Origin of the sequence: Pseudomonas sp. Pse79 (assembly GCF_024519615.1) — a bacterium.
Classification (GTDB): domain Bacteria; phylum Pseudomonadota; class Gammaproteobacteria; order Pseudomonadales; family Pseudomonadaceae; genus Aquipseudomonas; species Aquipseudomonas veronii.
In genome coordinates, this window is the sequence record NZ_JALJRR010000002.1 from 350,290 (window position 1) to 377,242 (window position 26,953).

27 protein-coding genes and 1 other RNA gene are annotated in these 26,953 nt (G+C 62.7%); 14 read left to right on the forward strand and 14 right to left on the reverse strand.

Going from position 1 to position 26,953, the window contains the following annotated elements; translation table 11 throughout:
- Positions 1-22: 22 nt before the first annotated feature.
- The 3 genes from ubiH to NR164_RS04785 are packed head-to-tail and all read right to left on the reverse strand — an operon-like array spanning position 23 to position 3,107.
- Positions 23-1,210 (reverse strand): 2-octaprenyl-6-methoxyphenyl hydroxylase, encoded by a 1,188-nt coding sequence (gene ubiH, locus NR164_RS04775; protein WP_046381698.1) that lies wholly within the window; start codon positions 1,208-1,210, stop codon positions 23-25.
- The gene (gene pepP / locus NR164_RS04780; protein WP_046381697.1) at positions 1,207-2,529 is read right to left on the reverse strand and encodes a Xaa-Pro aminopeptidase; all 1,323 of its coding nucleotides are present in this window, start codon (positions 2,527-2,529) and stop codon (positions 1,207-1,209) included. Before pepP ends, ubiH begins: the two co-directional genes overlap by 4 nt.
- Positions 2,530-2,549: 20 nt before the next feature.
- Positions 2,550-3,107: a YecA family protein gene (locus NR164_RS04785; protein ID WP_017845110.1), complete on the reverse strand. Its 558-nt coding sequence runs from the start codon at positions 3,105-3,107 to the stop codon at positions 2,550-2,552.
- A gap of 137 nt (positions 3,108-3,244) precedes the next feature.
- Here NR164_RS04785 and NR164_RS04790 point away from each other — a divergent pair, with 137 nt between their 5' ends.
- The 4 genes from NR164_RS04790 (at position 3,245) to NR164_RS04805 (ending at position 4,664) form a co-directional block, all read left to right on the forward strand.
- Complete coding sequence (locus tag NR164_RS04790; protein WP_017845111.1) at positions 3,245-3,454, forward strand: TIGR02449 family protein; 210 nt, start codon at positions 3,245-3,247, stop codon at positions 3,452-3,454.
- The gene (locus NR164_RS04795; protein WP_017845112.1) at positions 3,451-3,768 is read left to right on the forward strand and encodes a cell division protein ZapA; all 318 of its coding nucleotides are present in this window, start codon (positions 3,451-3,453) and stop codon (positions 3,766-3,768) included. Before NR164_RS04790 ends, NR164_RS04795 begins: the two co-directional genes overlap by 4 nt.
- 30 nt (positions 3,769-3,798) lie before the next feature.
- A non-coding RNA gene (gene ssrS / locus NR164_RS04800) (6S RNA) lies at positions 3,799-3,977 on the forward strand.
- Positions 3,978-4,034: 57 nt separating this feature from the next.
- Positions 4,035-4,664, forward strand: a complete 630-nt coding sequence (locus NR164_RS04805; RefSeq protein ID WP_057003989.1) for a 5-formyltetrahydrofolate cyclo-ligase — start codon at positions 4,035-4,037, stop codon at positions 4,662-4,664.
- Positions 4,665-4,671: 7 nt separating this feature from the next.
- On the opposite strand, the gene NR164_RS04810 is transcribed toward NR164_RS04805, so the two are convergent.
- Positions 4,672-4,821, reverse strand: a complete 150-nt coding sequence (locus tag NR164_RS04810) for a hypothetical protein (RefSeq protein WP_090234720.1) — start codon at positions 4,819-4,821, stop codon at positions 4,672-4,674.
- Positions 4,822-5,016: 195 nt separating this feature from the next.
- On the opposite strand from NR164_RS04810, the gene NR164_RS04815 reads away from it, so the two are divergent.
- The 4 genes from NR164_RS04815 (at position 5,017) to NR164_RS04830 (ending at position 10,403) form a co-directional block, all read left to right on the forward strand.
- The gene (locus NR164_RS04815; protein WP_256822374.1) at positions 5,017-5,466 is read left to right on the forward strand and encodes an EVE domain-containing protein; all 450 of its coding nucleotides are present in this window, start codon (positions 5,017-5,019) and stop codon (positions 5,464-5,466) included.
- Between the two features lie 139 nt (positions 5,467-5,605).
- On the forward strand, positions 5,606-6,571 hold the full coding sequence (locus tag NR164_RS04820; RefSeq protein WP_046381694.1) for an HlyD family secretion protein: 966 nt from the start codon (positions 5,606-5,608) through the stop codon (positions 6,569-6,571).
- Positions 6,568-9,285, forward strand: coding sequence for a ribosome-associated ATPase/putative transporter RbbA (gene rbbA, locus NR164_RS04825; RefSeq protein WP_256822432.1), 2,718 nt, complete (start codon positions 6,568-6,570; stop codon positions 9,283-9,285). Before NR164_RS04820 ends, rbbA begins: the two co-directional genes overlap by 4 nt.
- Complete coding sequence (locus NR164_RS04830) at positions 9,285-10,403, forward strand: ABC transporter permease (protein WP_046381693.1); 1,119 nt, start codon at positions 9,285-9,287, stop codon at positions 10,401-10,403. The genes rbbA and NR164_RS04830 overlap by 1 nt, the downstream gene beginning before the upstream one ends.
- A 96-nt stretch (positions 10,404-10,499) precedes the next feature.
- On the opposite strand, the gene NR164_RS04835 is transcribed toward NR164_RS04830, so the two are convergent.
- Positions 10,500-10,907 carry a flagellar basal body-associated protein FliL gene (locus NR164_RS04835; protein ID WP_046488859.1) on the reverse strand — a complete coding sequence of 136 codons (408 nt, stop codon included), beginning with the start codon at positions 10,905-10,907 and terminating at the stop codon, positions 10,500-10,502.
- Positions 10,908-11,057: 150 nt separating this feature from the next.
- Between NR164_RS04835 and NR164_RS04840 the strand changes: the two genes are divergently transcribed.
- Positions 11,058-12,044 (forward strand): NADPH:quinone oxidoreductase family protein, encoded by a 987-nt coding sequence (locus NR164_RS04840; protein ID WP_017845120.1) that lies wholly within the window; start codon positions 11,058-11,060, stop codon positions 12,042-12,044.
- A 105-nt stretch (positions 12,045-12,149) separates the two neighbouring features.
- Here the strand turns inward: NR164_RS04840 and NR164_RS04845 are convergent, their stop codons facing one another.
- A complete protein-coding gene (locus tag NR164_RS04845) occupies positions 12,150-12,803 on the reverse strand; it encodes a gamma-glutamylcyclotransferase (protein ID WP_017845121.1) in 654 nt (217 codons plus the stop codon).
- A 240-nt stretch (positions 12,804-13,043) separates the two neighbouring features.
- On the opposite strand from NR164_RS04845, the gene NR164_RS04850 reads away from it, so the two are divergent.
- The gene (locus NR164_RS04850) at positions 13,044-13,526 is read left to right on the forward strand and encodes a sn-glycerol-3-phosphate transporter (protein WP_256822375.1); all 483 of its coding nucleotides are present in this window, start codon (positions 13,044-13,046) and stop codon (positions 13,524-13,526) included.
- Positions 13,527-13,564: 38 nt separating this feature from the next.
- Here the strand turns inward: NR164_RS04850 and NR164_RS04855 are convergent, their stop codons facing one another.
- From NR164_RS04855 to NR164_RS04880, 6 genes are all read right to left on the reverse strand, one after another.
- Complete coding sequence (locus NR164_RS04855) at positions 13,565-14,533, reverse strand: CDP-6-deoxy-delta-3,4-glucoseen reductase (RefSeq protein WP_017845123.1); 969 nt, start codon at positions 14,531-14,533, stop codon at positions 13,565-13,567.
- Positions 14,533-15,999 (reverse strand): 4-hydroxy-3-polyprenylbenzoate decarboxylase, encoded by a 1,467-nt coding sequence (ubiD, locus tag NR164_RS04860; RefSeq protein ID WP_046381692.1) that lies wholly within the window; start codon positions 15,997-15,999, stop codon positions 14,533-14,535. Before ubiD ends, NR164_RS04855 begins: the two co-directional genes overlap by 1 nt.
- Before the next feature lie 59 nt (positions 16,000-16,058).
- Positions 16,059-18,041 (reverse strand): acyltransferase family protein, encoded by a 1,983-nt coding sequence (locus NR164_RS04865; RefSeq protein WP_256822376.1) that lies wholly within the window; start codon positions 18,039-18,041, stop codon positions 16,059-16,061.
- 155 nt (positions 18,042-18,196) lie between these two features.
- Positions 18,197-19,456 (reverse strand): transcription termination factor Rho, encoded by a 1,260-nt coding sequence (gene rho, locus NR164_RS04870; RefSeq protein ID WP_017845130.1) that lies wholly within the window; start codon positions 19,454-19,456, stop codon positions 18,197-18,199.
- Positions 19,457-19,690: 234 nt separating this feature from the next.
- Complete coding sequence (gene trxA, locus NR164_RS04875; RefSeq protein ID WP_079444907.1) at positions 19,691-20,020, reverse strand: thioredoxin TrxA; 330 nt, start codon at positions 20,018-20,020, stop codon at positions 19,691-19,693.
- Positions 20,021-20,141: 121 nt separating this feature from the next.
- Positions 20,142-20,837: a FadR/GntR family transcriptional regulator gene (locus tag NR164_RS04880; protein WP_017845132.1), complete on the reverse strand. Its 696-nt coding sequence runs from the start codon at positions 20,835-20,837 to the stop codon at positions 20,142-20,144.
- A 255-nt stretch (positions 20,838-21,092) separates the two neighbouring features.
- On the opposite strand from NR164_RS04880, the gene NR164_RS04885 reads away from it, so the two are divergent.
- The 4 genes from NR164_RS04885 to NR164_RS04900 are packed head-to-tail and all read left to right on the forward strand — an operon-like array spanning position 21,093 to position 23,939.
- Entirely contained in the window at positions 21,093-21,878 is a 786-nt protein-coding gene (locus tag NR164_RS04885) for a transporter substrate-binding domain-containing protein (RefSeq protein WP_046381688.1), read from the forward strand.
- Between the two features lie 21 nt (positions 21,879-21,899).
- Entirely contained in the window at positions 21,900-22,568 is a 669-nt protein-coding gene (locus tag NR164_RS04890) for an amino acid ABC transporter permease (RefSeq protein ID WP_017845134.1), read from the forward strand.
- Positions 22,565-23,215, forward strand: a complete 651-nt coding sequence (locus NR164_RS04895; RefSeq protein WP_046381686.1) for an amino acid ABC transporter permease — start codon at positions 22,565-22,567, stop codon at positions 23,213-23,215. The genes NR164_RS04890 and NR164_RS04895 overlap by 4 nt, the downstream gene beginning before the upstream one ends.
- Positions 23,202-23,939: an amino acid ABC transporter ATP-binding protein gene (locus tag NR164_RS04900; protein ID WP_017845136.1), complete on the forward strand. Its 738-nt coding sequence runs from the start codon at positions 23,202-23,204 to the stop codon at positions 23,937-23,939. Before NR164_RS04895 ends, NR164_RS04900 begins: the two co-directional genes overlap by 14 nt.
- Here NR164_RS04900 and NR164_RS04905 read toward each other — a convergent pair.
- Complete coding sequence (locus tag NR164_RS04905; RefSeq protein WP_057003996.1) at positions 23,911-24,459, reverse strand: hypothetical protein; 549 nt, start codon at positions 24,457-24,459, stop codon at positions 23,911-23,913. The two genes, NR164_RS04900 and NR164_RS04905, sit on opposite strands and share 29 nt — an antisense overlap.
- Positions 24,449-26,950, reverse strand: a complete 2,502-nt coding sequence (locus NR164_RS04910; RefSeq protein ID WP_256822378.1) for a fimbria/pilus outer membrane usher protein — start codon at positions 26,948-26,950, stop codon at positions 24,449-24,451. The genes NR164_RS04905 and NR164_RS04910 overlap by 11 nt, the downstream gene beginning before the upstream one ends.
- Positions 26,951-26,953 lie beyond the last annotated feature (3 nt).

Below are 26,953 nucleotides of genomic sequence, written 5' to 3' on the forward strand. Positions count from 1 at the left end.
GTCCCGAACGATGTAGTCGCGGCTACGCATCGGGACGCGTGCCCAGGCCCATGGCTTGACGGGCGAACCAGCGTTTCGCCGGCGGCAGCAGGTCCAGGCCCAGCAGGCCCATGTTGCGCCCCAGTGCGACCAGCGGCTGGGCGCTGCCGAACAGGCGCGTGACCTGATCGGAGAAACCCACGGTCAGCGTTTGATCCATGCGCTGCCGCTCGCGATATGCCTGCAAGGTCGCCAGGTCACCCGGCACCGCCGGCCCGGCCAGCAAGGCCTCGGCCAAGGCATTCGCATCGCGCAGGGACAGGTTGAAGCCCTGCCCGGCAATCGGGTGCAGGCTGTGGGCGGCATTACCGAGGATCGCCAGGTGCGAGCGCACTTGTTCTTCGGCTTCCACCAGGGTCAGCGGGTACAGATGCCGCGCACCGACCTGCTTCAAGGTGCCCAGGCGGTAGCCGAACACGCCCTGCAATTCACTGAGGAAACTGCGCTCATCCAGGTTGGCCAGGCGCTGGGCGTCCATGCCGGCACGGGTCCAGACCAGCGCGCAGCGGTTGTCCGGCAGCGGCAGCAGGGCCATCGGGCCTTCATCGGTGAAGCGCTCGAAGGCTTCGCCGTTGTGGGCTTCGCTCGGGGTGATATTGGCGATCAGCGCGCTCTGGTTGTACGGGCGGGATTTCACGCCGATCCCCAGTTGCTCGCGCAGGCCGGAGCGACCGCCGTCGGCCAGCACCGCCAGGTCGCACTCCAGCACGGTTTCGTCGTTGAGGGTCAGGCGATAGCCATCGGGCAGCGGCTCCATGCGCGTGACTTCGGCCGGGCAACGCCAGCTGACCACGTCCTTATCCAGGCCTTGCCACAGGCATTGGCCGAGCCAGGCGTTTTCCACCACGTAGCCGAGGGCCGGCACGCCCTCTTCCATGGCGGATAAGCGCGCAGTGGAGAAGCGCCCGCGGTCCGACACGTGGATCTGCTTGATCGGCTCGGCGCGGCGGGAGATGGCCTGCCACAAACCCAGACGCTGATAGATCTGCCGCGCGCCATAGGACAGCGCCGAAGAGCGTGCGTCGTAGCTCGGCTGGTAGCTGTCGCCCGGTGCGAAGGGTTCGATCAGCAGGATCTTCCAGCCCCGCGCCTTGGCCCCGTCCTGCAGCGCCAACGCCAGGCTCGCGCCCACCAGGCCGCCGCCGATAATGGCCAGGTTGACCCGGCTCATCGGGCGGCCGCCATCAACGCTTCGATGTCGGCGACGGTCTTGGGCACGCCGCCGGTCAGAATGTCACAGCCTTGCTTGGTCACTACCACGTCGTCCTCGATGCGTACGCCGATGCCACGCCATTTCTTTGCCACGCTCTGGTTGTCCGGCGAGATATAGATCCCCGGCTCCACGGTCAACGTCATGCCGACCTCCAGCACACGCCATTCACCGCCCACTTTGTACTCGCCGACATCATGCACATCCATCCCCAGCCAATGGCCGGCGCGGTGCATGTAGAACGGTTTGTAGGCTTCGCCGGCGATCAGTTCGTCAACGTCCCCTTGCAGCAACCCCAGCCTCACCAGCCCGGCAGTGATGACCTGCACGGTGGCCTCATGGGCCTGGTTCCAATGCTTGTTCGGTGCAATCTCGGCGAAGGCGGCTTCCTGGGCGGCCAGCACGACTTCATAGATCGCCTGTTGCTCGGGCGAAAACTTGCCGTTGACCGGCCAGGTGCGGGTGATGTCGCTGGCGTAGCAGTCGATCTCGCAGCCGGCGTCGATCAGCACCAGGTCGCCGTCCTTGAGCAGCGCGTCATTCTGCTGGTAATGCAGGATGCAACTGTTGCGCCCGGCGGCGACGATGGAGCCATAGGCCGGCATCTTCGCGCCGCCTTTGCGGAACTCGTAATCCAGTTCGGCTTCGAGGCTGAACTCACGCAAGCCGGCGCGGCTGGCCTGCATGGCCCGCACGTGGGCGGCGCAGGAAATCCGCGCAGCTTCGCGCATCACCTTCACTTCCGCCGCCGATTTATACAGGCGCATATCGTGGAGCAGATGATCCAGGGCAACGAATTCGTTCGGCGGCTGGGCGCCCAGGTGCGCTTTGGAGCGGATGATGTTGATCCACTCCATCAGGTGCCGGTCGAACTCGGCATTGCTGCCCATCGCCGAATACACCCGGTCGCGGCCTTCGATCAGGCCGGGCAGGATGTCGTGGATATCGGTGATGGGGAAGGCATCGTCGGCGCCGAAATCACGGATCGCGCCTTCGGTACCGGCACGCAAGCCGTCCCACAGTTCGCGCTCGGCATTGCGTTCGCGACAGAACAGCACGTACTCGCCGTGCGGGCGACCGGGCATCAGCACGATCACCGCTTCGGGCTCGGGGAAGCCGCTCAGGTACTGGAAATCGCTGTCCTGGCGGTAGACATGTTCGACATCGCGATTGCGGATGGCCACCGCGGCGGCCGGCAGGATCGCGATACTGTTGGGTTCCATCTGCGCCATGAGCGCCTTGCGGCGACGGGTGTATTCCGCTTTCGGGATATGGATCATGGGCAGACGGGCTTCCTTTCTCAGTGCAGCGACGGCTTGGGGGTGGCCGGTTCAGCGGACTTCTTGGTCTCGGTGAACAGCAGCAGCGGCGCGACGCGCAGGTATTCCATGACTTCCATGTAGTCGCCTTCGCCGTCTTCGGATTCTTCCAGGGCATCTTGCACCTGGGAGATGGCCGCCAGGTCCTGCAGCACTTCCTTGGCGTCGGTGCTCAACTCCAGGCCGCCGGCATTCACGCCAAAGCCATGGAGGAAGCCCTGGCACCATTGGCCCAGCGCGGCAGCACGTTCGGTGAGCGGTGCATCGTCGGTCGGCAGCAGCAGGACCACGGTGACGTCATCACCGGTCAGCTCGCCCTTGACCATTTCCTGCAGGCCGATCAGCGCGTTACGCACGTTCTCGGAGGGCTCGGTTTCCAGCAGTTCGGCCACATCGGCCAGCCAATTGTCGGCGTCAAAGCCAACACCGGTGCAACTGCGGCCCAACAACACGCCGTGCAGTTCGGCGGGCGAGCAAGGATGACCGCTGGAGCTCAGCAGTTTGGTAAAAGCGTCGTACGGGGAGTTCTGAATGGGCATGGTGAGCTAGGCGCCAGACGGCGCAATGTCTAGAATGAAGCGCTGTATCCTAGCACCGGCAGACGCACCAGACTATCAAGGGCGTCAGATCGTTTATTCTGCAGTTGCCATTCATCAGACAAATCCAGTGGAACCCAATGGAAGACACCGACCTGCAAGCGCTGATGGCCAGACTCGAATTGCTAATTGATCGGGTCGAGCAACTAAAGAGGCAAAACGGACTCCTATTAGCTCAGGAAAAGACCTGGCGCGAGGAACGCGCTCACCTCATTGAAAAAAACGAAATCGCCCGGCGTAAGGTCGAGTCGATGATTTCGCGCCTGAAGGCCCTGGAGCAAGACTCATGAGTTCAAGCAATAGCGTCACCGTGCAGATTCTCGACAAAGAATATTCGATCATCTGCCCCCAGGAAGAGCGCAGCAACCTGGTGAGCGCCGCCCGCTACCTGGACGGCAAGATGCGTGAAATCCGCAGCAGCGGCAAAGTGATCGGCGCCGACCGCATCGCCGTGATGGCTGCGTTGAATATCACCCACGATCTGCTGCATAAGCAGGAACGCCCGGACGTGCAGGCCAGCGGCTCGACGCGCGAGCAGGTACGTGACCTGCTGGAGCGTGTGGACCTGGCACTGTCCAACGATTCCGACACATCCAAGGGCTGATTGCCGCATCTGTTTAAGGTATACTCGCCCCACTCCCTGGCGTGCTTGCCAGTCGGCGATGTCCCGGAGCCGATTCGCACTACCCTGGAAGTTGCACGTTTGGCTGGTGTGCATGTCCGCTAGACGGAAAGCCTTAAAGCCTACTGCTTCTTCCACCTTGAACTTTCGGGTTCAAGGGCTTAGTCGACAGCGGTTCTGTCGGGGAGCCTGAATCCCAAACTCAATGCCAGTCCCAGGACTGGCATTGTTTTATGAGCCGAAAAACCATGACCGAACCTGCGCCGCTTTCCCGTCCGCAACTTCGACGCATGTTGCGCAACGCCCGCCGCGCACTCACGCCAAGCGAGCAGCGAAAAGCCGCCCAAGGCGTGTATCGGCAACTGGCACAGCACCCGCTGTTTCGCCGGGCCAAGCATATTTCCCTGTATCTGCCGACGGACGGTGAAATCGATCCGCGCTTGCTGCTGCGTGCGGCTCAGCGGCGGGGCAAGGCCACTTACCTGCCGGTGCTCAGCGCCTGGCCACGGACCAAGATGGTGTTCCAGCGCGTTCGCCCCGGGGAGAAGTTGCAGCCCAATCGCTTTCGCATTCTTGAACCACGGGTGAATGTCCGCCGCCAGCGCAAAGTCTTGGCGCTGGACCTGGTGCTATTGCCGTTGGTGGGGTTCGATGACGCGGGGGGACGGCTGGGCATGGGTGGCGGTTTTTATGACCGCAGCCTGGCTTACCTGGCGCGCCGCCAGCACTGGCGCAAGCCGACGCTGCTGGGCCTGGCCCATGAATGCCAGAAAGTCGAACAGCTGGTGCAGGCGAGTTGGGATGTGCCGTTGGCGGGCACCGTCACCGATAAGCAGTGGTATATCGCACAGGCGTCGCTGGAACCCGCGACGCCCTGAAGAAGGGTTAACGCTTGAACGGTTGTAGCGGCTGCTGGGTCAGTTCAACGGGCGCATCGGTCTTGTTCGACCATAAGCTTTGCGCATACCCGGTGGTCACGACGCCCAGACCAAACAAAATAACCAGTATCCATAGTAAATCCGGTTTGCGTTGCATCGATTGCCCCCCTTCAGGCACCTCGTACACGATGACAACAACGTTCCAAAGTAGTCCGTTGCAGCTGCGTCAAGCTTAAAATCCCGGCATTCTGCGTTAACGTGAACCAACACGCAAACCTTGACGCCAACCGACCGTCGGTTTGTCACGCAATTGCCCCACAACCTGTCCAACGCCTTTTTCAGGAGCCCCCCAATGGCCTACTGGCTGATGAAATCCGAGCCCGACGAACTCTCCATCACCGGCCTGGAACACCTCGGCGAAGCGCGATGGGACGGGGTTCGCAACTATCAGGCGCGCAACTTTCTGCGTGCGATGGCGGTGGGCGATGAGTTTTTCTTCTACCACTCCAGCTGCCCCGAGCCTGGCATTACCGGCATCGGCAAAATCGTCGTGGCGGCGTATCCCGACCCCACCGCGCTGGAACCTTCCAGCCACTATTTCGACGCCAAGGCCAGCCCGGACAAAAACCCGTGGAGCGCGATCGACGTGGCCCACGTCCAGACGTTTCCCAAGGTGCTCAGCCTGGGTTATCTGAAGCAGCAAACCGCCCTGGCCGAACTGCCCCTGGTGCAAAAAGGCAGCCGTCTGTCAGTGATGCCGGTGACCGCCGAGCAATGGTCGGCGGTCCTCGCGCTGGGCTGAACCGCAGAACCTTGCAGTCACGCGCCCGACGCATGCATCTGCAGCGCAACCGGGTTAGGCTTGCGCTTCATTTGACCCGCATCAAGCGCCCTCGGGCCGAACCCGTCAGACTAGGACGCTAACACCGCAGGAAGCATCTATGTCCACGAACCACCGCACCTCCCAGCTGTTTGCCACCCTCCTGATTGTGTTGCTGCTCGCCGCTGGCGGTTTCGGTTACTGGAAATCCACCCAGGACCGCCTGCCCGAAGGCTTGAGCATGGGTAATGGCCGCCTGGAATCCACCGAAGTGCAGATCGCCGCCAAGATCCCCGGGCGTCTGGAAGAAGTGCGGGTGGATGAAGGCGACAAGGTACTCAAGGGCCAACTGCTCGCGCGCATGGACACCCGCACCCTGGAAGCCCAGCGCGCCCAGGCCGAAGCCGAAGTGCTGCGGGCCAGAGAAAACCTCGCCGCCGCCGAGGCCAATGTGCAATTGCGTCAGAGCGAACAACTGCTCGCCCACCAGGAACTCCAGCGGACCCAGGAGCTGTACAAGCGCGGCTTCGCCAGTGGCCAACTGATCGACCAACAGCAGGCGCGCCAGAACACCGGGAATGCGGCCGTGGTCGCCGCCCAGGCCCAGGTCAATTCGGCCAAGGCCGCCATCGGCGCCGCCCAGGCCCAGGTGGCACAGCTCACCAGCGAAATCGACGACAGCAGCCTGCGCGCGCCCATCGACGGCATTATCCAACTGCGCCTGGCCGAGCCGGGCGAAGTGCTCGGTGCCGGCGGGCGCGTATTGCTGCTGATCGACCCCGAGGATCAGTACATGAACCTCTACCTGCCCGCCTCGGTGACCGGCGCCCTGACCGTCGGCAGCGATGCGCGCATCCTCCTCGACGCGCTCCCCGGCCAATCGTTGCCGGCCAAAATCAGCTTCGTCGCGGCCAAATCGCAGTTCACCCCCAAAGAGGTGGAGACCCGCGATGAACGCCAGAAACTGGTATTCCGCGTCAAATTGCGCCTGACCCAACCCAGCGCCGTGCCGCAGGCCAAACCGGGCATGCCCGGCGCCGGCTACATTCGCACGGCTGACATCCCATGGCCGGCCAACCTGCAATGACCGATCTGGCGCTGCACGCCACCGGCATCCAGCACCGCTACGGCAAACAACAGGCGCTGGTCGATATCGCCTTCAGCCTGCCCGCCGGCACGCGCTGCGGGCTGATCGGCCCGGATGGCGCCGGCAAGTCGAGCCTGCTGGGCTTGATCGCCGGGGTTAAAAAACTCCAGGACGGCCAACTGGAGGTGCTCGGCGGCTCCATCACCAACCGCCGCCACCGCAACAGCCTGTACCCGCGCATCGCCTTCATGCCTCAAGGCCTGGGCGGCAACCTGTACCCCGAACTGTCCATCCGCGAAAACATCCGCTTCTTTGCGACGCTGTTCGGCCTGTCCAAAGCCGATTGCGACCAGCGCATGCACAACCTGCTGCTGGCCACCGACCTCGAGCGCTTCGCCGAACGGCCGGCCGGCAAACTCTCCGGCGGGATGAAGCAGAAACTCGGCCTGTGCTGCGCGCTGATCCACGACCCGGACCTGCTGATCCTCGACGAGCCCACCACCGGGGTCGACCCGCTGTCCCGTCGGCGCTTCTGGGAGCTGGTCGAAACCGTGCGCAGCGAGCGCCCGCAACTGACGCTGCTGGTGGCCACGGCCTACATGGAAGAGGCCGAGCAGTTTGAACATTGCCTGATGCTCGACCGCGGCAAACTGATCGCCGACGGTTTGAGCAGTGAGCTGGCGGCAGTGACCCCCAGCGGCAAACTGGACGAAGCCTTCACCCACTTCCAGGGCGACAGCGCCCACGACAACCAGCCGCTGGTCATCCCGCCGCGCGCAGGCAACAACACCGATATCGCCATCGAAGCCCACGACCTGACCCTGCGCTTTGGCGACTTCACCGCCGTCGATAAAGTCAGCTTCGCCATCGGCCGGGGCGAGATCTTCGGTTTTCTCGGCTCCAACGGCTGCGGCAAGACCACCACCATGAAAGTCCTCACCGGCCTGATGCCGGCCACCGAGGGCAGTGCCACGTTGCTGGGCAACCCGGTGAACGCCAAGGACCTGGCCACCCGCAAGCGTGTGGGTTTCATGTCGCAGAGCTTTTCGCTGTATGGCGAACTCAGCGTGCTTCAGAACCTGGTGCTGCACGCACAGTTGTTCGATTTGCCCAAGGTCGACAGCGGCAAGCGGATCGACGAGCTGATCCAGCGTTTCGACCTCAGCGAGGTGGCCGAGCAGCCGTCGGGCGAACTGCCCCTCGGCTTGCGTCAGCGCTTGTCGTTGGCCGTGGCGGTGCTGCATCGTCCTGAAGTGCTGATCCTCGATGAGCCGACCTCGGGCGTCGACCCGGCGGCGCGGGATGACTTCTGGCGGCTGCTGATCGAACTGTCGCGCGAACAAGGGGTGACGATCTTTCTGTCCACCCACTTCATGAACGAAGCCCAGCGTTGCGACCGCATCTCTCTGATGCACGCCGGCAAGGTGCTCGCCTGCGACACGCCCGACGCGCTGCAGCAGCAATTCCACGGCGACACCCTCGAAGCCGCGTTCGTCACGTGCCTGGAGCAAGCCCAGGGCGAGGCCGAACCCACCGCGCCCACCGCCACCGTCAGCGAAACCAGCGCGCCGCCGGTGAGCAAGCGCGGCTTCAGCCTGTCGCGCCTGCTGGCCGTGGCCAGCCGTGAAGGCAAGGAACTGCTGCGCGACAAGGTGCGTATGGCCTTCGCCCTGCTCGGGGCGATGTTCATGATGGTGATCTTCGGCTACGGCATTTCCCTGGACGTGGAAAACCTCGCCTTCGCCATCTACGACCAGGACCAGACCCCGCAAAGCCGCGCCTACCTGGAGGCGTTTCGCGGCTCACGCTATTTCGCCGAACAAACGCCGATCCAGGATGCCAACGAACTGCACCGGCGCCTGCAACGTTCGGAAATCAAACTGGCCCTGGAAATCCCGCCCGGTTTTGGTCGTGACCTCTACGCCGGCCGCCAACCCAGCGTGGCGGCCTGGCTCGACGGCGGCATGCCGTTTCGCGCGGAAACCAGCCGGAACTATGTAGAAGCGGTCCACCAGGCCAACCTGCAGCAACTGGCCGAGCTGAGCAGCCAGCCGCAGAACAGCCAAGGCGCGGCCAAGCTCGAAACCCGCTTTCGCTACAACCAGGATGTGGTCAGTGTGAACGCCATCGGCCCAGGCGTGATGGCACTGATCCTCGCCTTCATCCCGGCGATGCTCACCGCCCTGGGCATCGTGCGCGAAAAGGAACTGGGTTCGATCACCAACTTTTACGCCACGCCCCTGACCCGCCTGGAATTCCTGCTGGGCAAACAGACCCCGTACCTGGCCGTGAGCCTGATCAACCTGGCGGTGCTGGTCGCGATGAACCGCTGGCTGTTCGGCGTACCGTTCAAGGGCAGCGGCCTGACCCTGGCGTTCGGCGGCCTGCTGTACGTGCTCGCCACCACCAGCATGGGCCTGCTGATTTCCGCGTTCACCCGCACCCAGATCGCCGCGATCCTCGGCACCATGATCATCACCAGCCTGCCGACCATTCAGTTCTCCGGGCTGATCGTGCCGCGCTCGTCCCTGGAAGGTGCGGCGGCGGTGATGGGCACGCTGTTTCCGGCGGGGCACTTTCTCGATATTGCGGTGGGCACGTTCACCAAGGCCCTCGACCTGCGGCAACTGTGGCCGCAGTGCCTGGCGCTGTTCGGGTTTTTCCTCGGGTTTACCGGGCTTAGCCTGATCATGCTGAAGAAGCAGGAGGCTTGATGCATAAGTTCGCGCACATCCTGCGCCTGGGGATCAAGGAACTGACCAGCCTGCGCCACGACAGCGTGCTGCTGCTGTTTCTGTTCTACGCCTTCACGGTCGCGATCTACATGCCCGCGGCCGGCTCGGTGATTGGCGTACACAACGCCAGCGTGGCGTTTGTCGACGAGGACCACAGCGCGATCTCGCGGCAGATGGCCGAGGCGTTGCAGCCGCCCGAGTTCCAGTCACCCGTGCCGTTGGCGTATGACCAGTTGGATAAGGTCATGGACAGCGGCCAGTACACGTTCGTGATCAACGTACCGGCGAATTTCCAGGCCGACCTGCTGGCCGGTCGCGAGCCCGATGTGCAGGTGAACGTCGATGCCACGGCGATGAGCCAGGCGTTCATGGGCGCCGGCTACATCGGGCGGATTTTCCAACGCGAGCTGCTGACCTACAGCGGCCAGGCCGACTCCGCCAGCAAAGCGCCGGCGCTGCTGACAACGCGGGCGCTGTTCAATACCAACCTGGAGGGCGGCTGGTTCCTCGCAGTCATCCAGATCGTCAACAACATCACCATCCTCGCCATCGTGCTCACCGGCACCGCGCTGCTGCGCGAGCGCGAACATGGCACCCTCGACCATTTGCTGGTGCTGCCGCTGACGGCGCTGGAAATCATGCTGGCGAAAATCTGGAGCAACCTGCTGGTGGTGGTGCTATGTACCTGGGTGTCACTGGAAGTGGTGGTCAAGGGCATGCTCGGCGTGCCGCTGGCCGGGTCGCTGAGCCTGTTTCTGTTCGTGACCGCGCTGTACCTGTTTGCCAGCACCGCCCTGGGGATCTTCCTCGCCACCCTCGCCCGCTCGACGCCGCAGTTCGGCTTGCTGGCAATCCCAGTGATCATCCCGATGCTGTTGCTCTCCGGCGGCAGCACGCCGCTGGACAGCATGCCCGAATGGTTGCAGTGGGTGATGCAGGCCTCGCCGTCGACGCACTTTGTGAGCCTGAGCGCGGCGATCCTGTTCCGCGATGCGGGCATGAGCGTGGTGTGGCCGGACATGCTGGCGCTGGCGGGAATTGGCTTGCTGTTCTTTTTGGTGGCGCTGGCGCGGTTCCGCAAGAGCCTGGCGTCTTGAGGTGCCTGCCCGGCCGCTATCGCAGGCAAGCCTGCTCTCACAGGTGGAACGCATTCCCTTGTGGGAGCGGGCTTGCTCGCGATCGTCGCGCCGTGACTATTGGATGATCAGGTTGTTGAACAACAGGTCTTCCACCACCGGCTTGCCGGTTTCGTCGTTCATCACTTGCTGGGTCTGCTTCAGGGCTTCCTGGCGCAGTTTTTCCTTACCCTCAACCGTGCTCATGGTCTCGTTGGTTTGCTGGGTGAACAGCGCCACCAGTTGATTACGAATCAACGCATCGTTGGCTTTGATGGCGGCGGCCGCTTCGGTGCCGGTCACACGCAGAGCGATATCGGCCTTGTACACCTTGAGCTTGGACGTACCGTCCAAGCCATAGTTGCCCACGAACGGCGGGGCCAGGCTGATATAGCTGACCTTCGGCGCCTCGCCTTCTTTCGCCTCTTGCGCCTGGGCCGCCATTGGCAAGGTCAGGGCCAGCATCAACAGAATCCACGCTTTCACAGTTCATTCCTCACATTCGGTAGCCCAGTAGCATAACGCTAGCAAGGCAGAGCACAAGCTTATGGCGACTTATCAGGCCCGGGCATGCTCGTTGACCCACGGGCATACCCTCCTACACTTATCGGCCACGACACCAAAAGGAATAGTCCGATGAAAGCTGTGCTGTGCAAAGCCTTCGGCCCCGCCGAAACCCTGGTGCTGGAAGACATCGCCAGCCCGGCGATCAAGAAGAACGAAATCCTGTTGGACGTGCATGCCGCCGGGGTCAACTTCCCGGACACGCTGATCATCGAGGGCAAGTACCAGTTCAAGCCGCCGTTCCCGTTCTCGCCGGGTGGCGAAGCGGCGGGCGTGGTCAGTGAAGTGGGGGAAAAGGTCAGCCACCTGAAGGTAGGAGACCGCGTGATGGCGCTGACCGGCTGGGGCAGTTTTGCCGAGCAGGTCGCGGTGCCCGGCTATAACGTGCTGCCGATCCCGCCCAGCATGGGCTTCAACACCGCCGCCGCGTTCAGCATGACCTACGGCACCTCGATGCATGCGCTGAAGCAACGGGCCAACCTGCAACCCGGCGAAACCTTGCTGGTCCTCGGCGCCTCCGGCGGCGTGGGCCTGGCTGCCGTGGAAATCGGCAAGGCCATGGGCGCCCGGGTCATCGCCGCCGCCAGCAGCGCCGACAAACTGGCGGTGGCCAAGGCCGCCGGCGCCGATGAGCTGATCAACTACAGCGAAGCCAGCCTGAAAGATGAGGTCAAGCGCCTGACCGACGGGAACGGCGCCGACGTGATCTACGACCCGGTGGGCGGCGACTTGTTTGACCAGGCCATCCGCGCCATTGCCTGGAACGGCCGCCTGCTGGTGGTGGGTTTTGCCAGCGGGCGCATTCCGGAGCTGCCGGTGAACCTGGCGCTGCTCAAGGGCGCGGCCGTGGTCGGAGTGTTCTGGGGCGCGTTCGCCCAGCGCCAGCCGCAGGACAATGCGGCGAACTTCCAGCAGCTGTTTGGTTGGTATGCCGAGGGCAAGTTGAAACCGCTGGTGTCGCAGGTGTATCCGCTGGAACAGGCAGCCCAGGCGATCAATGACCTGGGGCAGCGCAAGGCGGTGGGTAAGGTGGTCGTGCAAACCCGCCTGCCGAGGTGAAATGCGCTTGAATGTGGGAGGGGCGGTGTCCTCGACCATCACCTGTCTATTCGCGACATGTTCGTAGAGAACATGCATTTGCTCATATTTCCTGCGTTTGGCGCGTTAATCGCCTGAGCAATCCTTGGCACAACGCTTGAGCCGCGCCTCCAGGTTTTTGTCTGGCATGGCGTGGCTGCGCAGGGCGTTGACGGTCTGCTCGACATAATCGCGCGTCGTGCCGTAACGCCCGCAAGCGCTTTGCAGCACATGGCTGAGCACGATGTCGGGCAGATTGCCAGCGTAGCTCGGCAGGTGCCGCTCCAATACAAACCCCAATGCCTGCACCCGACTGCCATCTTCCAGACGGCAACTGAGCCAGTGCGGCCGATAGGAGGGGTAAGGCATTTCGCGCTGCCACAAGGCGTACAGCGAGGCTTCTAACTGATCTTCCGGCAGGCGGTAGGCAAACCCGCTGCACGAGCCGCCACGATCCAGGCCGAACACCAACCCGGGCAACTCCGGCGTACCCCGATGCTCGTGGGACCACAGGTACAAACCACGGTGATAGCCATGGACTCGCGCCCGAACCCGCTCGGTCGATGAACATTCCGGCCGCCAGATCAGCGAACCGTAAGCGAATAGCCAGACCGGCCCGCCCTTATGCCGGGCCATGGTGGCCTGCATCGAGTTCATCAACTGTTCGTGCGTGAGTTGCGGTCCCAGATCGAGCCGCGGAGGGTAAGCCAATTGCAAAAGATCGGATTCGATGGCGGTCATGGCGAAAAGTGGCTCGCCTCCTATGTGTTACCAATTGTTAGCAACTCTACCGTAATAAAACGCGCTGCTGTGACCATACGGCAAAAAAGTACAATAGGCTGAACGAGCACCGCATTCTCCAGAAGCAATCCCAGTATTTTCAGCTCCGGTTCAGCCCGGCAAAGCGCTTGACCGTCAAAATAGCGCAGCTGGCACGACTCAGTCGGTCACCCCTCACACCGATTACTCGAGGTCGCACCTATGAAAAAATTACGATTGCCGGGCCTGCTGCTCCTGGCCCAGGCCACCACCGCTCTCGCTGTCGAAACCCCGCCCGTCGACGATGACAAGGGCTTCTGGTATGCGCAGACCAGCCTCTACACCCGGCACTTCTCCCCCGACCCGGACCACAACAACAACCAGGATTTGCTTGGCCTGGAGCGCAATGAAGCGTCAGGTTTGGTGTATGGGGCGGCGACGTTCCGCAACTCGTTCAGCCAACGCTCGTACTACGTCTACGCGGGCAAACGCTATGACATGACCGACTATCCGGTGTATCTGAAACTGACCGGCGGGGCGATCCAGGGCTATCGCGGCAAGTACCGCGACAAAATCCCGTTGAACCGTTTCGGCGTGGCGCCGGTGATCATACCGTCCGTGGGCACCCATTACGGGCCGGTGGCGGCGGAGTTGGTGCTGCTGGGGTTCAATGCGGCGATGATCACGACCGGCGTGCGTTTCTGACAGCAACGCCAGCTCCTCCACCAGAGCCGGCGCAGGTTTCAGGGCCGCGGGGCGTAGGCGAATACGTCGGCGCGCATCTGGTGTGCATCCATGCCCGCAGCCACCAGCGCATCCAATGTGCCGTAGATCATCGCCGGTGAACCGCTGGCGTAGACATGCACGCCTTTGAGGTCGTGGATGTCTTCGCACACCGCTTCATGCAACAGCCCACAGCGTCCTTCCCAGCCGCACAGGTCACTGACCACTTTGTGCAAGAACAGGTTGGGCAGCTGCAGCCATTGATCCCAATGCTCGATCTCGTAGAAATCTTCCGGACGCCGCACGCCCCAATACAGATGCACCGGGTGTTTGAAGCCGGTGGCGCGGCAGTGCTCAATCAGGCTGTGCATCTGCGCCATGCCGGTGCCCGCGGCGATCAGCACCAACGGCCCATCGGGCAACTCGGCCAGGTGGGTATCGCCAAACGGCAGCTCGATGCGGGCCATCCGGTTGCGCTGCAATTGCTCGATCAGATTGCGCGCGCTGTCCTCGCGGGCCAGCACGTGCAGTTCCAGTTCGCGTCCGGCGTGGGGCGCCGAAGCCAGGGAAAACGCCGACTTCTCGCCGTTATCCCGTTCAATCATCAGGTATTGCCCGGCGTGGTAACGCACGGCCTTGCCGGCCGGGGCGAGCAAGCGCACGCGCCATACATCGCCACCGACTTGCACGCATTCACTCACTTGGCACGACAACTTGCGCAACGGCAACTCTCCCGGCGCCAGCACGCCATCCCACAACACCACACAATCCTCCAGCGGCTCGGCGATGCAGGTGTAGAACTCCCCGTGGTCGCGTATTTCACCGGACTGCCGCACCCGGCCGTCCACCAACAGCGCCGCGCACACGTGGCACACGCCATTGCGACAGGCTTGCGGGCATTCGTAGCCCAGGCGGCGCGCACCTTCGAGGATTCGCTCACCGGGGACCAGCTCCAATACGGCGCCGGAAGGTTGCAGGGTCACACGCATCAATCTATTCCCAACTCTTTCCAGATCGCATCGACACGCGCCGTCACGGCTTCGTCCTTGACGATCACCCTGCCCCACTCGCGGGTGGTCTCACCCGGCCATTTGTGCGTGGCATCCAGGCCCATCTTCGAGCCCAGGCCCGAGACCGGCGAGGCGAAGTCGAGGTAGTCGATCGGCGTGTTGTCGATCATCACCGTGTCGCGCTTGGGGTCCATGCGCGTGGTGATGGCCCAGATCACGTCGTTCCAGTCGCGGGCGTTGATGTCGTCGTCGGTGACGATAACGAACTTGGTGTACATGAACTGTCGCAAAAACGACCACACGCCGAGCATGACCCGCTTGGCATGGCCTGGATACGACTTCTTCATGGTCACGATGGCCATGCGGTACGAACAGCCTTCCGGCGGCAGGTAGAAGTCGGTGATTTCCGGGAACTGCTTCTGCAGGATCGGCACGAACACTTCGTTCAGCGCCACACCGAGAATCGCCGGCTCATCCGGCGGACGGCCGGTGTAGGTACTGTGGTAGATCGGCTTGATCCGATGAGTGATGCGCTCGACGGTGAACACCGGGAAGCTGTCGACTTCGTTGTAGTAGCCGGTGTGGTCGCCGTAGGGGCCTTCGTCGGCCATTTCGCCGGGGTGGATCACGCCTTCGAGGATGATTTCCGCGGTGGCCGGCACTTGCAGGTCGTTGCCACGGCACTTCACCAGCTCGGTGCGGTTGCCGCGCAGCAGGCCGGCGAAGGCGTATTCGGACAGGCTGTCCGGCACCGGGGTCACGGCGCCGAGGATGGTGGCCGGGTCGGCGCCCAGGGCCACGGAGACCGGGAACGGCTTGCCGGGGTGCTTTTCGCACCATTCACGGAAGTCCAGCGCGCCGCCGCGGTGGCTCAGCCAACGCATGATCACCTTGTTGCGGCCGATCACTTGCTGACGGTAGATGCCGAGGTTCTGGCGATCCTTGTTCGGGCCCTTGGTGACGGTCAGGCCCCAGGTGATCAGCGGGCCGACATCGCCGGGCCAGCAGGTCTGCACCGGCAGCATGCCCAGGTCGACGTCATCGCCTTCGATGACCACTTCCTGGCACACCGCGTCCTTGACCACCTTGGGCGCCATGGCAATGATCTTGCGGAAGATCGGCAGCTTCGACCAGGCGTCCTTCAAGCCCTTGGGTGGCTCGGGCTCCTTGAGGAACGCCAGCAACTTGCCGATCTCGCGCAATTCGCTGACCGACTCGGCGCCCATGCCAAAGGCCACGCGATCGGGGGTGCCGAACAGGTTGCCGAGCACCGGGATATCAAAACCGGTCGGGTTCTCGAACAGCAGCGCCGGGCCCTTGTTGCGCAGGGTACGGTCGCAAATCTCAGTCATTTCCAGCACCGGCGAAACCGGCACGTGGATGCGTTTCAACTCTCCGCGCTGCTCAAGTTGCTGCACGAAATCCCGAAGATCCTTGAATTTCATTAACCATGCCACCCGTAAAATAGGCGTACATCCTACCTGCTCTGAGGACGGCTGGCAGCTTAATTGGCCGTCAGCCCCCGTGATTGCAGCGAACGGAACAGCGGTTCCAGGAACGCCTGGACGTGTCGCGCGCCGACGTCGGAGAGGTGGTTATCGTCGGTGTACAGCGCGCGGCCGTCGAGCTCGACCCGGCACAGGCCGTCGGCGCCGCACAGCAGGGGCGCGGGGTCCAGCACGGTGACGCCACTGTCGGCGGCGGCCAGCTCGTCAAACAGTCGAGTGATAAAGGCCTGGCGCTTCTCGTGCTCCGCCACGGGGAGCCCTTCGCCGTCCACCGGCCGGTGCATCATGGCCAGGCGACTGAGGCGGTACGGCACGATGATTTCCTGCAGCGGTGCTTCCTTGATCAGCCACACATGGTGCCCGGCGGCACGCAGCCCCTGGATGCGTTCACGCAGGCCCTGTTCGAAACGCTGCTCGGCCACGGCACGCACGTACTTGCCGGTGCCCGGGTCTTTGAGCGCATGTTCCTTGTCGCCCGATATCTGCCCATAGAGGTACAGGCTCCAGCGCGCCGCCAGCACCACATCGCTGAACGACTGTGCGGCCAGGGCCTGCTCGACGCGCTGGTTGAAATGCGCGCACTGGGTGATGTTCTCCAGACCGTCCAACGGTACGCAACCGGCGAAACTGGCCTGGACCAGACTGATATCGTGCCGTTTGGCCGCATCCTTCAGCGCCGGAATCAATGCGGTGGCGTGGCTGTCGCCCCAGACCAGCGCGGACACCGAGTGGCTTTGTGGGCCGAAATGGCAGAACAGCCGCTCATCCGGGGTGTTCTTGTCCGCCAGGCAGGCCGTCAGCTCCGGGCTCCACTTCTTCGCCTGGGCATAACGCAATGCCTGTTCGGACAGGCGCCACGGCACGCCATCGGCTTCCCGCAATGCCAGGCCAGTTAGGCCGAGGCACAAAATGCCGGCCGCGGCGCCAGCCAGGATCGCCTTGCGTCCGGCCAGCAGACGTTTTTCCCGGAATGGCGCCTCCACGAAGCGCCAGGACAAATAACCCAGCACCAGGCTCAGCAGCATCAACCCGGCCAATTCAGCCACGCTCAAGCCATCAACCGCTGCGTAGTTGGCGTACACGAACACCGGCCAGTGCCACAGGTACCAGGAATAAGAAATAAGCCCCAGGCCCACCATCAGCCGCGAACTCAGCAGCCGCCCGACCCAGGTGGCTTGCTGCCCATTGGCCCAGATCAACCCGACCACGCCCAGCACCGGCAGCAAAGCGGCCGCGCCAGGGAACGGTGTATGCCGGTCGAAACCGAATATGGCGGCCAGGATCAATGCCAGGGAAGCCAGGCTGACCGCTTGCGCCAGGGGCGGCGAGGCGCGCCACTCAACCTTCGGCATGACCGCCAGCATGGCGCCGGCCAGCAATTCCCAGGCACGCATATGCAGCAGGTAGAAGGCTTTCTGCGGCTGATGGGAAACCGCCCAGACACTCATGCCAAACGACACCAGCAGCACCGCGAACAACGCCAGGCGCCAGTGTTTCAAACGGCTTGAAAGCAGGGCCAGCAGCAGCGGGAACAGGATGTAGAACTGCTCCTCCACCGCCAGCGACCAGGTGTGCAGCAAGGGCTTGATGTCGGAGGCTGCATCGAAATAACCGTGCTGACGTGCAAACAGCAGGTTGGAGGTGAAGATCACCTGGTAGTGCGCCGACCGCCCCAGCTCTTCATAGTCCTTGGGCGCCAGCAAAAACCAGCCCACGGCCAGTGTCGCGGCCATCATCACGAACAACGCCGGCAAGATACGCCGGGCACGGCGCGCCCAGAAGTCCACGAAACTGAAACGCCCGGCCTGGCGTTCGCGCCAGATGATCGAGGTAATCAGGAAGCCGGAAATCACAAAAAAAACATCGACCCCCACAAAGCCGCCAGTAACACCCGGAACGCCAAAGTGGAACAGCACGACTGCGAGGACAGCGACAGCACGCAAGCCATCAATGTCTCTTCGGTAAGCAAGAATGGTCATAAATCCAGAGTCAGCCAGAAACGAATGGGAACGAGCGTAGCCTCGCTCATCCTTTTGTTTCTTAACTGACACTTTAAGCGCTCAAACCTCCCTTTCTAGATACAAAAAAAATGGCGCCCCGAAGGGCGCCATTTTTTTGGACCTGAAACGTCGTATTACTTACGCTTCATCGACAGGAAGAACTCGTCGTTGGTCTTGGTGGTTTTCAGCTTGTCGATCAGGAACTCGATGGCCGCGACTTCATCCATCGGGTGCAGCAGCTTGCGCAGAATCCACATGCGCTGCAGTTCGTCGTCGGCTGTCAGCAACTCTTCACGGCGGGTGCCGGAGCGGTTGATGTTGATCGCCGGGAACACACGCTTTTCAGCGATACGACGGTCCAGGGGCAGTTCCATGTTGCCGGTACCCTTGAACTCTTCGTAGATCACTTCATCCATCTTCGAGCCGGTTTCAACCAGCGCGGTGGCGATGATGGTCAGCGAGCCGCCTTCTTCGATATTCCGCGCGGCGCCGAAGAAACGTTTCGGTTTCTCCAGGGCGTGGGCATCGACACCACCGGTCAATACCTTGCCGGAGCTCGGGATCACGGTGTTGTAGGCACGGGCCAGACGGGTGATGGAGTCGAGCAGGATCACCACGTCTTTCTTGTGTTCGACCAGGCGCTTGGCCTTCTCGATCACCATTTCGGCAACCTGCACGTGGCGGGTTGGCGGCTCATCGAACGTCGAGGCAACCACTTCGCCGCGCACGGTGCGCTGCATTTCGGTCACTTCTTCCGGACGTTCATCGATCAGCAGCACGATCAGGTGAACTTCAGGGTTGTTACGCGCGATGTTCGCTGCAATGTTCTGCAGCATGATGGTCTTACCGGCTTTCGGCGGTGCGACGATCAGGCCGCGCTGGCCCTTGCCGATCGGGGCGCACAGGTCGATCACACGACCGGTCAAGTCTTCGGTGGAACCGTTGCCGGCTTCCATCTTCATTCGCACGGTCGGGAACAGCGGGGTCAGGTTCTCGAAGAGAATCTTGTTTTTCGCGTTCTCTGGACGATCGAAGTTGATCGTGTCGACCTTGAGCAGGGCGAAATAACGCTCGCCTTCCTTCGGAGGACGGATCTTGCCAACGATGGTGTCACCGGTGCGCAAGTTGAAGCGGCGGATCTGGCTCGGCGAAACGTAGATATCGTCTGGGCCGGCGAGATAGGAAGCGTCTGCAGAGCGGAGGAAGCCGAAGCCGTCCTGGAGAATCTCCAGCACGCCATCACCGGAGATTTCCTCGCCGCTTTTCGCGTGCTTTTTGAGCAAGGAGAAAATCACGTCCTGCTTGCGCGAACGGGCCATATTTTCTATGCCCATCTGTTCGGCCAATTCGAGCAGTTCGGTAATCGGCTTTTGCTTGAGTTCAGTCAGATTCATATAGGAATGACGTAATCATTTATGGAGGGGGGAAATTAAGCTTTTGGCTTAATGAGGCCGCGCCGCAGAGAAGGCGACAGGATCGCGTACTAATCGAAAAGGAATGCGTCGGCGACGGCTTGCAGGGGGCAGTGGAGAAACCAGTGCGGGGCCGAATGTACCACCTGAGTTTCGGAGCGTCTAGCCCTGTTTCACGAAAAAGCCCCGCAATTTGCGGGGCCTTTTTGACGACGCTTAGAGGTTCACGTCGATGAATGCCTTCAACTGGGACTTCGACAGCGCGCCCACTTTGACCGCTGAGACTTCGCCGCCCTTGAACAGCATCAGGGTCGGAATACCACGCACGCCATGCTTGGCCGGGGTTTCCTGGTTTTCGTCGATGTTCAGCTTGGCAATGGTCAATTTGCCGTCGTACTCGGTTGCAATGTCGTCCAGAACCGGAGCGATCATTTTGCAAGGGCCACACCATTCAGCCCAGTAGTCAACCAGCACCGGGCCAGCAGCCTTGAGTACTTCGGCCTCAAAGGTCGCGTCGGTGACGTGCTTGATAAGATCGTTGCTCATGGATGTCTCCGGATTGTAAGCAAAAAAAACGTGGCCCATCATAGCTGCCCTTCCCTCGTTCAGGAAGCCGCCTCTGATTGAGTCTTGCTATGGTGGCGCATGAGTTTGGGTATCGCCTCGCTCACGGCGCTACGGGAGTCACGAATGCAATCCCGGTGCGCAACGCCGCATTACGTACATGTTCCTGCATGGTTTTCTGCGCCGCCGCGCTCGCGCGCCGGGCCAGGGCGCGTAAGACTCTGCGGTGCTCCTGCCAGGTTTCCATGGCCCGCTCCGGCCGGATGAACGGTAGCTTCTGACTCTCCAGGAACACCTCGGCGCTGGCACTCAGGATGCTGACCATTGCCTGGTTGCCGCTGGCGAGGAGGATGCGCTGGTGGAATTCGAAGTCCAGCCGCGCGGCCGCTTCGAAGTCGCCGGCCTTGAGCACCTTGCGCATGGCTTCGACATTCTCTTCCAGGCTATCCAGTTCATCAATGGTCAGCGTGACGGCCGCCAACCCTGCCGCAAACCCTTCCAGGGCATAGCGCAACTGGAAGATATCCAGCGGCGTCGCCTGGGCCGCGAAGGGCCACGCAAACCCCGGCGGCTCCTGTGCCTCTTGCACGAACACGCCTTTGCCCGGCTGCACGCTGACCACCCCCAAGGCACTCAGGGACGACAACGCTTCGCGCAATGACGCCCGGCTCACGCCCAACTGCAGCGCCAGGTCGCGCTGGGACGGCAGTGCGTCGCCCGGCCCGAAGCCTTGCTCCTTGATCAGTTTGCGGATGGCCTGCAAGGCCGCTTCCGGTACCGCTTGGGCGATGGAATTCATAAAAAACTCAAGGTTCCAGACAACTGAGCGGCTAGTTGTAAAGCTATTCGTGCCCGGCGGCAAGCCACGCCCCAAAGGGGCTCGCGCGCTTTGGGCGGCGCTCGAAAAAGGTGCGAAAGCCGCGTTCACTGTTCAGACCAGTAAGACCACCTAAGCTCAACAAATCCCGGCCTTGCAGACGAACCGAGCCGGGATGGCATGGGCTGTGCACTGGGCAAAAACAGAATGCCCCTTCGCCCTTCTCGGAGAGTTCCCATGACCAAGCGCTACAGCGCCCTGCTCACCGCCCTGTTTGCCAGCCTGATGCTGAGCCAGGCACCCGCCCAGGCCAACGGTCTGGACGATATCGTTGCCCGCGGCACCTTGAAGGTCGCCGTGCCCCAGGACTTCCCGCCGTTCGGCTCGGTCGGCCCCGACATGAAACCACGCGGCCTGGACATCGACACCGCCAAGCTGCTGGCCGACCAGCTCAAGGTCAAACTGGAGCTGACCCCGGTCAACAGCACCAACCGCATCCCGTTCCTCACGACCGGCAAGGTCGACCTGGTGATTTCCAGCCTGGGCAAGAACCCCGAGCGGGAAAAGGTCATCGACTTCTCCAAGGCCTACGCGCCGTTCTACCTGGCCGTGTTCGGCCCGCCTGACGCCGCCATCAGCAGCACCGACGACCTCAAGGGCAAGACCATCAGCGTGACCCGCGGCGCCATCGAAGACATCGAGCTGACGGCCGTCGCGCCCAAGGAAGCCACGATCAAGCGCTTCGAAGACAACAATTCGACCATCGCCGCCTACCTGGCCGGCCAGGTCGACCTGATCGCCAGCGGCAACGTGGTGATGGTTGCGATCAGCGAGCGCAGCCCGAAACGCGTGCCGGCGCTGAAAGTGAAGCTCAAGGATTCTCCGGTGTACGTGGGCGTGAACAAGAACGAGCCGGCGCTGCTGGAGAAGGTCAACCAGATCCTGGTGGCGGCCAAGGCTGACGGCAGCCTGGAAAAGAATGCAATGCAGTGGCTGAAAGAACCTCTGCCTGCTGATCTCTGAAGCCCGCGACGGAGCTGATTCATGGCCTATCAATTCGACTTTGTGCCGGTGCTGGCCAATACCGACCTGCTGTTGCGCGGCGCCCTGTTCACCCTTGAACTGACGGCGATCGGCGCAATCCTGGGGGTCGCCCTGGGCACCGTCGGCGCAGTGGTGCGGGCGTGGAAAATCCAGCCGTTCGCCTGGTTCTTCGGGGTGTATGTCGAGTTGATCCGCAACACGCCATTTCTGGTGCAGTTGTTTTTCATCTTCTTCGGCCTGCCCTCCCTGGGGCTGAAAATCACCGAGTGGCAAGCGGCGGTATTGGCGATGGTGATCAACCTGGGCGCCTATTCCACCGAGATCATCCGCGCCGGCATCCAGGCGATCCCCGGTGGTCAGCTGGAGGCTGCTGCCGCCCTGGCGATGACGCGCTTCGAGGCGTTCCGCCACGTGGTGCTACTGCCGGCGCTGGGCAAGGTGTGGCCGGCCCTGAGCAGCCAGATCATCATTGTGATGCTCGGCTCGGCGGTGTGTTCGCAGATCGCCACCGAAGAGCTGAGTTTTGCCGCCAACTTCATCCAGTCGCGCAACTTCCGCGCCTTTGAGACCTATGCCCTGACCACCCTGGTGTACCTGTGCATGGCGTTGATGATTCGCCAGTTGCTCAACTGGATCGGCCGCCGGTTTGTGATGAGGAACAGCCGATGAGTGATTTTTCCTTCTGGGACATCGTGCGCAACCTGCTCGTCGGCCTGCAATGGACACTGTTGCTGTCGCTGGTGGCGTTTGTGGGCGGTGGCCTGATCGGCCTGTTGGTGATGACGATGCGTATCAGCCGCAAAGCCTTCCCGCGCAATGTCGCCCGCACCTATATCGAACTGTTCCAGGGCACGCCGCTGTTGATGCAGCTGTTCCTGGTGTTTTTCGGCGTCGCCCTGCTCGGGGTGGATATCTCGCCCTGGCTGGCGGCGGCGATTGCCTTGACCTTGTTTACCAGCGCCTACCTCGCCGAGATCTGGCGCGGCTGCGTCGACTCCATCGCCCACGGGCAGTGGGAAGCCTCGGCCAGCCTGGCCCTGAGCCCGCTGGAACAGCTGCGCTACGTGATCCTGCCCCAGGCCCTGCGGATTGCCGTGGCGCCTACCGTGGGGTTCTCGGTGCAAGTGGTCAAAGGCACCGCGGTGACCTCGATCATCGGCTTCACCGAACTGACCAAGACCGGCGGCATGCTCGCCAACGCCACGTTCGAGCCCTTTATGGTCTACGGCCTGGTGGCCCTCGGTTACTTCCTGCTCTGCTACCCCTTGTCCCTCAGTGCGCGCTACCTGGAAAGGAGACTGCATGCCTCTGCTTAGAATTTCCGCCCTGCATAAGTATTACGGCGATCACCATGTGCTCAAGGGCATCGACTTGACCGTTGAAGAAGGCCAGGTCGTCGCGATCATCGGCCGCAGCGGCTCGGGCAAGTCGACCTTGCTGCGCACCCTCAATGGCCTGGAGTCGATCAACGACGGCGTGATCGAAGTCGACGGCGAATACCTCGACGCCGCCCGCGCCGACCTGCGCAGCCTGCGGCAGAAAGTCGGCATGGTGTTCCAGCAGTTCAACCTGTTCCCGCACCTGACGGTGGGCGAAAACGTCATGCTCGCGCCGCAGGTGGTGCAGAAAGTGCCCAAGGCCAAGGCCGCCCAGTTGGCGCGGCAGATGCTGGAGCGGGTCGGCCTGGGCGAGAAGTTCGACGCCTTCCCTGATCGCCTGTCCGGTGGCCAGCAACAACGCGTCGCGATAGCCCGCGCCCTGGCCATGTCGCCCAAGGTGCTGCTGTGCGACGAGATCACCTCGGCGCTGGACCCGGAACTGGTCAATGAAGTGCTTAGCGTGGTGCGCCAACTGGCCAAGGACGGCATGACCCTGATCATGGTGACCCACGAAATGCGTTTCGCCCGCGAAGTCGGGGACAAACTGGTGTTCATGCACCAGGGCAAGGTGCATGAAGTGGGCCCGCCCCAGGCGCTGTTCGCCAACCCCCGCACCCCCGAACTGGCCAACTTCATCGGCTCGGTGGGGCAGCCGGGCTGACCAGCTCGAAGGTGCCCCGCCCCTCCAGCCGCGTTTCATCGCGGACCTGCAGGGCATCGGAAGGCAGGTCGATATCGACATCGACCTGGGCCGTCAGGCGCTGGCCGACCAGCGCTTGACCTGCTGCGCGTGCCACCAGGACCTGGCCCGGCAACAACGCCCCGCTGACGGTTTCACCGGGCAAGTGCGCCACCCCCCACTCGACGGCGCGCCCATCGACCTGGGCATGCTTGAGACTCAGGCGCATACGCCCCTGGCGGTCAAACCGGAAACCTTGCCCATCCGCCGCACCGATGAAGCGCAACGCAATCATCGAAGGCTGCGTACACACGACGTTCAGGTGCAGCGTGCGGGTGCCGAGGGCCACGGAGGTGCTTTGGACGACGGCCTCCCTGCGAATGACGCCATAGTCGAGGCGCGGCTGGCTCACGGACAACCGGCAGTTTTCAGCGCGCACGCCCTGGGCCATCAACAGCGCGCAGAACAGGACGACGCCCGCGCTTCTCCACTTAGCGGCCATGGCACACCGCCGTCGTGGTCTCATAGAACTTGTCATGGTCAGGCTGGGTTCCGGGGTCAAGGCTCAGTTGGCAGGTGGAAGAGTCCGGCAACGAAACCCGCAGGCTTTGCGACTCATTGACGTCATTCAGGAAAATCATGCCCTCGCCCACCACACTGGTGAGGAAGCGGCCATCCTGGCCGAATACCGACGCGCCCTGGGGCAACCGCTGACCGTGCTGATCGCTGGCGGTGAGCAACACGCGGCGCACTGTCACCACATCGAACGCGACGGTATTGAAGGACCCGCGACCGGCGGCGAGCACCTGGGTGCCGTTCTTCAGGTCAACCCGCCTGGGCAACGACTGCGTCTGCACTTCGACGCGGCTGTTGGCATACGCGGGCAAGCCGGCAATCACGGCCTGCCCGGTGAAGTCGGTCCACACCGGCCCCTGGGGGGTTTCGACTTTCGCGGAGCCGATATCCCCCACGGAGACGATGCCGAACGTGTCCTGCACGGCATAGGGCGAGAAGGTCAGGCCGTTTTCGTGCGCGACGATGCCGCCTTGCAGTTGCCCCGTATAACCGGTGCCCTGGGCATCTCGGCTGACGCCCAGGCCGACGCGGGTGTAGCGCGGCAGCAGGTCCACATGGCCGCGAACCGCTTGTTCGCGGGCGCTGAGGTCGCGCTCGATACCCACCTCGTAATTCACATAGTCATTGACCCGTTCGCTGAGTGCCGTGCCAGCGCGGGACTGGTTACCACGCCGGCTGACGTAGCTGTTCACACGACGATCACCGCCCAGCGGCACGCTGATCTGCAACCGTACCGACAGATCATTGTCCACCGTGCTATCGCGCCGGCCGGCGGCAACGCTGGCGTCACGCCGTGGCCGCGTGCCGCCCACCTGCGAGTCGGCGATCAAAGCAACATCGACGTGACTGAACGACTTGTTCCACGAAGCAAACACATGTTCGGCCGTTTGCCGGTCAAATTGCGCGCTGCGCGAATAACCCAGGGAGAACGCGCCCAGGGTTGGATCGGCCCAGCTCATGCCCGCCGTGTACTGGTTCTTGAAGCGCGAACCCAACTCGTCGGCCTTGAACGAGCGGCCCGCTTCAAGCACCTCGCGATACCCCCGGGTCTGGGTGGTGGCGCTGAAGTTGACGTCTATATTGGCGTAGACCGGGCTGCTCACGGACACGCTGCTACGCGAACCCGACACCGCGTTACGGCCGTCTCGGGACACATTGTGGCGAGCGCCAACCGCAACCCGTTGGAAAAAGACGCTGCTCAGGGTGCCGCCTGCCGACCAGTATTCATCGGTGCTCAATAAGCCAAACCCCGCCGACGAATCACGCCCCAGGCCCCAGGTGCCGCTGCCCATGGCGACCACCGGCGACGGCGCCTGCGCGTCGTTGTTTTCGCGCACCTTGCCGAGCGAAAAATAGTAGCCGGGCGCCGCCGGGGCTGCCCCCGCGAACGAAGCCGCCGGTACCACGAAACTGCGCTTGGCGCCGCGTACATCGATCACGCTGACTTCGAGGTCGCTGGTGCCATTGAGCAAAGGCAACCCGGTCAGCCGGAAGGGGCCTTCGGGCACCAGCGTGCTATGGATCAGCACGCCAGACTGGCGCACTTCAATCCGCGACTGACTCTGGGCCAGCCCCTCGACCACCGCATTATTGCCGCCCGCCGGCACCCGCGACTGGCCATCGGGGGAAAACTGCACACCGGACAACTGGATGCCGCCAAACAGCGGATTGTTGCTGGAGAGCTGGCCCACCTGGAACGTCGATCGCAGCGCAGCCAGATCCCGCTGGGCGAAGGCGTACAGGTGTTCGGTGCGCGCGTCGCCATTGTCGGACACATAGAATTGGCGGCTGCGGACAATCCAGTCGCCCAGGTTGAAGCCTGCTTCGGTGTAGGCCGACACGAACCGGCTGGACTCACTGCGCGAACGGTTGTCGAAACCCAGCACGTCATAGTTGAACATCGCCGCTGCGCCACCCTGGGCAAAGTCCCCGACCTCCCACTGGGGTTCACGCAATGACTGGGTCGGCACCACCAGTGCCACCTCATCGATGCCGGGCCGGAGCCGAACCATCGTCGTCGGGAAGGCGCCCAGAAAGTCATGGCAGGCCTGGTCCGGTGACGCGCCTTTGCGGACAACGGCGCGGGGCTGCACCAACCCGGCTTTCTCGAGCAAGCCCGGGGTGAAACACAATTGCCCCTGTGCGTCGAACCGCGCATCGACTGACCCGAGCGGGTTCCCGTTGACCCGCAGCCCCACCACCTGGACGCCTTCGCGAAAACGCGCCGCACTGCGGAAGTAGTCGGAGACCTTCGGGTCAATACCGTGGGTGGTCAGCGCCGCGAGGTCGAAACCCTCGCCCAACTCGAGCGCCGGAGCCAGGCCGGGCAAGCTCCACAGGGTCGCAAACCCGATGAGCAGCGTGGGGCGGCGAGACCGGATGGAAACCGCAGGCGTATTACTCGACAGGTTTTTCATAAG

Bases quoted from the DNA above. Each gene is read 5' to 3' on its own strand.
- NR164_RS04815 (WP_256822374.1), top strand. From the start codon at position 5,017: ATGGCCTACTGGCTGATGAAATCCGAGCCCGACGAACTCTCCATCACC.
- NR164_RS04895 (WP_046381686.1), top strand. From the start codon at position 22,565: ATGAGTGATTTTTCCTTCTGGGACATCGTGCGCAACCTGCTCGTCGGC.
- NR164_RS04880 (WP_017845132.1), bottom strand. From the start codon at position 20,837: ATGAATTCCATCGCCCAAGCGGTACCGGAAGCGGCCTTGCAGGCCATC.
- ubiH (WP_046381698.1), bottom strand. From the start codon at position 1,210: ATGAGCCGGGTCAACCTGGCCATTATCGGCGGCGGCCTGGTGGGCGCG.
- ubiD (WP_046381692.1), bottom strand. From the start codon at position 15,999: ATGAAATTCAAGGATCTTCGGGATTTCGTGCAGCAACTTGAGCAGCGC.
- NR164_RS04805 (WP_057003989.1), top strand. From the start codon at position 4,035: ATGACCGAACCTGCGCCGCTTTCCCGTCCGCAACTTCGACGCATGTTG.
- NR164_RS04855 (WP_017845123.1), bottom strand. From the start codon at position 14,533: ATGCGTGTGACCCTGCAACCTTCCGGCGCCGTATTGGAGCTGGTCCCC.
- NR164_RS04845 (WP_017845121.1), bottom strand. From the start codon at position 12,803: ATGACCGCCATCGAATCCGATCTTTTGCAATTGGCTTACCCTCCGCGG.
- NR164_RS04850 (WP_256822375.1), top strand. From the start codon at position 13,044: ATGAAAAAATTACGATTGCCGGGCCTGCTGCTCCTGGCCCAGGCCACC.
- NR164_RS04795 (WP_017845112.1), top strand. From the start codon at position 3,451: ATGAGTTCAAGCAATAGCGTCACCGTGCAGATTCTCGACAAAGAATAT.
- NR164_RS04830 (WP_046381693.1), top strand. From the start codon at position 9,285: ATGCATAAGTTCGCGCACATCCTGCGCCTGGGGATCAAGGAACTGACC.
- NR164_RS04840 (WP_017845120.1), top strand. From the start codon at position 11,058: ATGAAAGCTGTGCTGTGCAAAGCCTTCGGCCCCGCCGAAACCCTGGTG.
- rho (WP_017845130.1), bottom strand. From the start codon at position 19,456: ATGAATCTGACTGAACTCAAGCAAAAGCCGATTACCGAACTGCTCGAA.
- rbbA (WP_256822432.1), top strand. From the start codon at position 6,568: ATGACCGATCTGGCGCTGCACGCCACCGGCATCCAGCACCGCTACGGC.
- NR164_RS04890 (WP_017845134.1), top strand. From the start codon at position 21,900: ATGGCCTATCAATTCGACTTTGTGCCGGTGCTGGCCAATACCGACCTG.
- NR164_RS04900 (WP_017845136.1), top strand. From the start codon at position 23,202: ATGCCTCTGCTTAGAATTTCCGCCCTGCATAAGTATTACGGCGATCAC.
- NR164_RS04885 (WP_046381688.1), top strand. From the start codon at position 21,093: ATGACCAAGCGCTACAGCGCCCTGCTCACCGCCCTGTTTGCCAGCCTG.
- NR164_RS04910 (WP_256822378.1), bottom strand. From the start codon at position 26,950: ATGAAAAACCTGTCGAGTAATACGCCTGCGGTTTCCATCCGGTCTCGC.
- NR164_RS04865 (WP_256822376.1), bottom strand. From the start codon at position 18,041: ATGACCATTCTTGCTTACCGAAGAGACATTGATGGCTTGCGTGCTGTC.
- NR164_RS04905 (WP_057003996.1), bottom strand. From the start codon at position 24,459: ATGGCCGCTAAGTGGAGAAGCGCGGGCGTCGTCCTGTTCTGCGCGCTG.
- trxA (WP_079444907.1), bottom strand. From the start codon at position 20,020: ATGAGCAACGATCTTATCAAGCACGTCACCGACGCGACCTTTGAGGCC.
- NR164_RS04790 (WP_017845111.1), top strand. From the start codon at position 3,245: ATGGAAGACACCGACCTGCAAGCGCTGATGGCCAGACTCGAATTGCTA.
- NR164_RS04820 (WP_046381694.1), top strand. From the start codon at position 5,606: ATGTCCACGAACCACCGCACCTCCCAGCTGTTTGCCACCCTCCTGATT.
- NR164_RS04785 (WP_017845110.1), bottom strand. From the start codon at position 3,107: ATGCCCATTCAGAACTCCCCGTACGACGCTTTTACCAAACTGCTGAGC.
- NR164_RS04810 (WP_090234720.1), bottom strand. From the start codon at position 4,821: ATGCAACGCAAACCGGATTTACTATGGATACTGGTTATTTTGTTTGGT.
- pepP (WP_046381697.1), bottom strand. From the start codon at position 2,529: ATGATCCATATCCCGAAAGCGGAATACACCCGTCGCCGCAAGGCGCTC.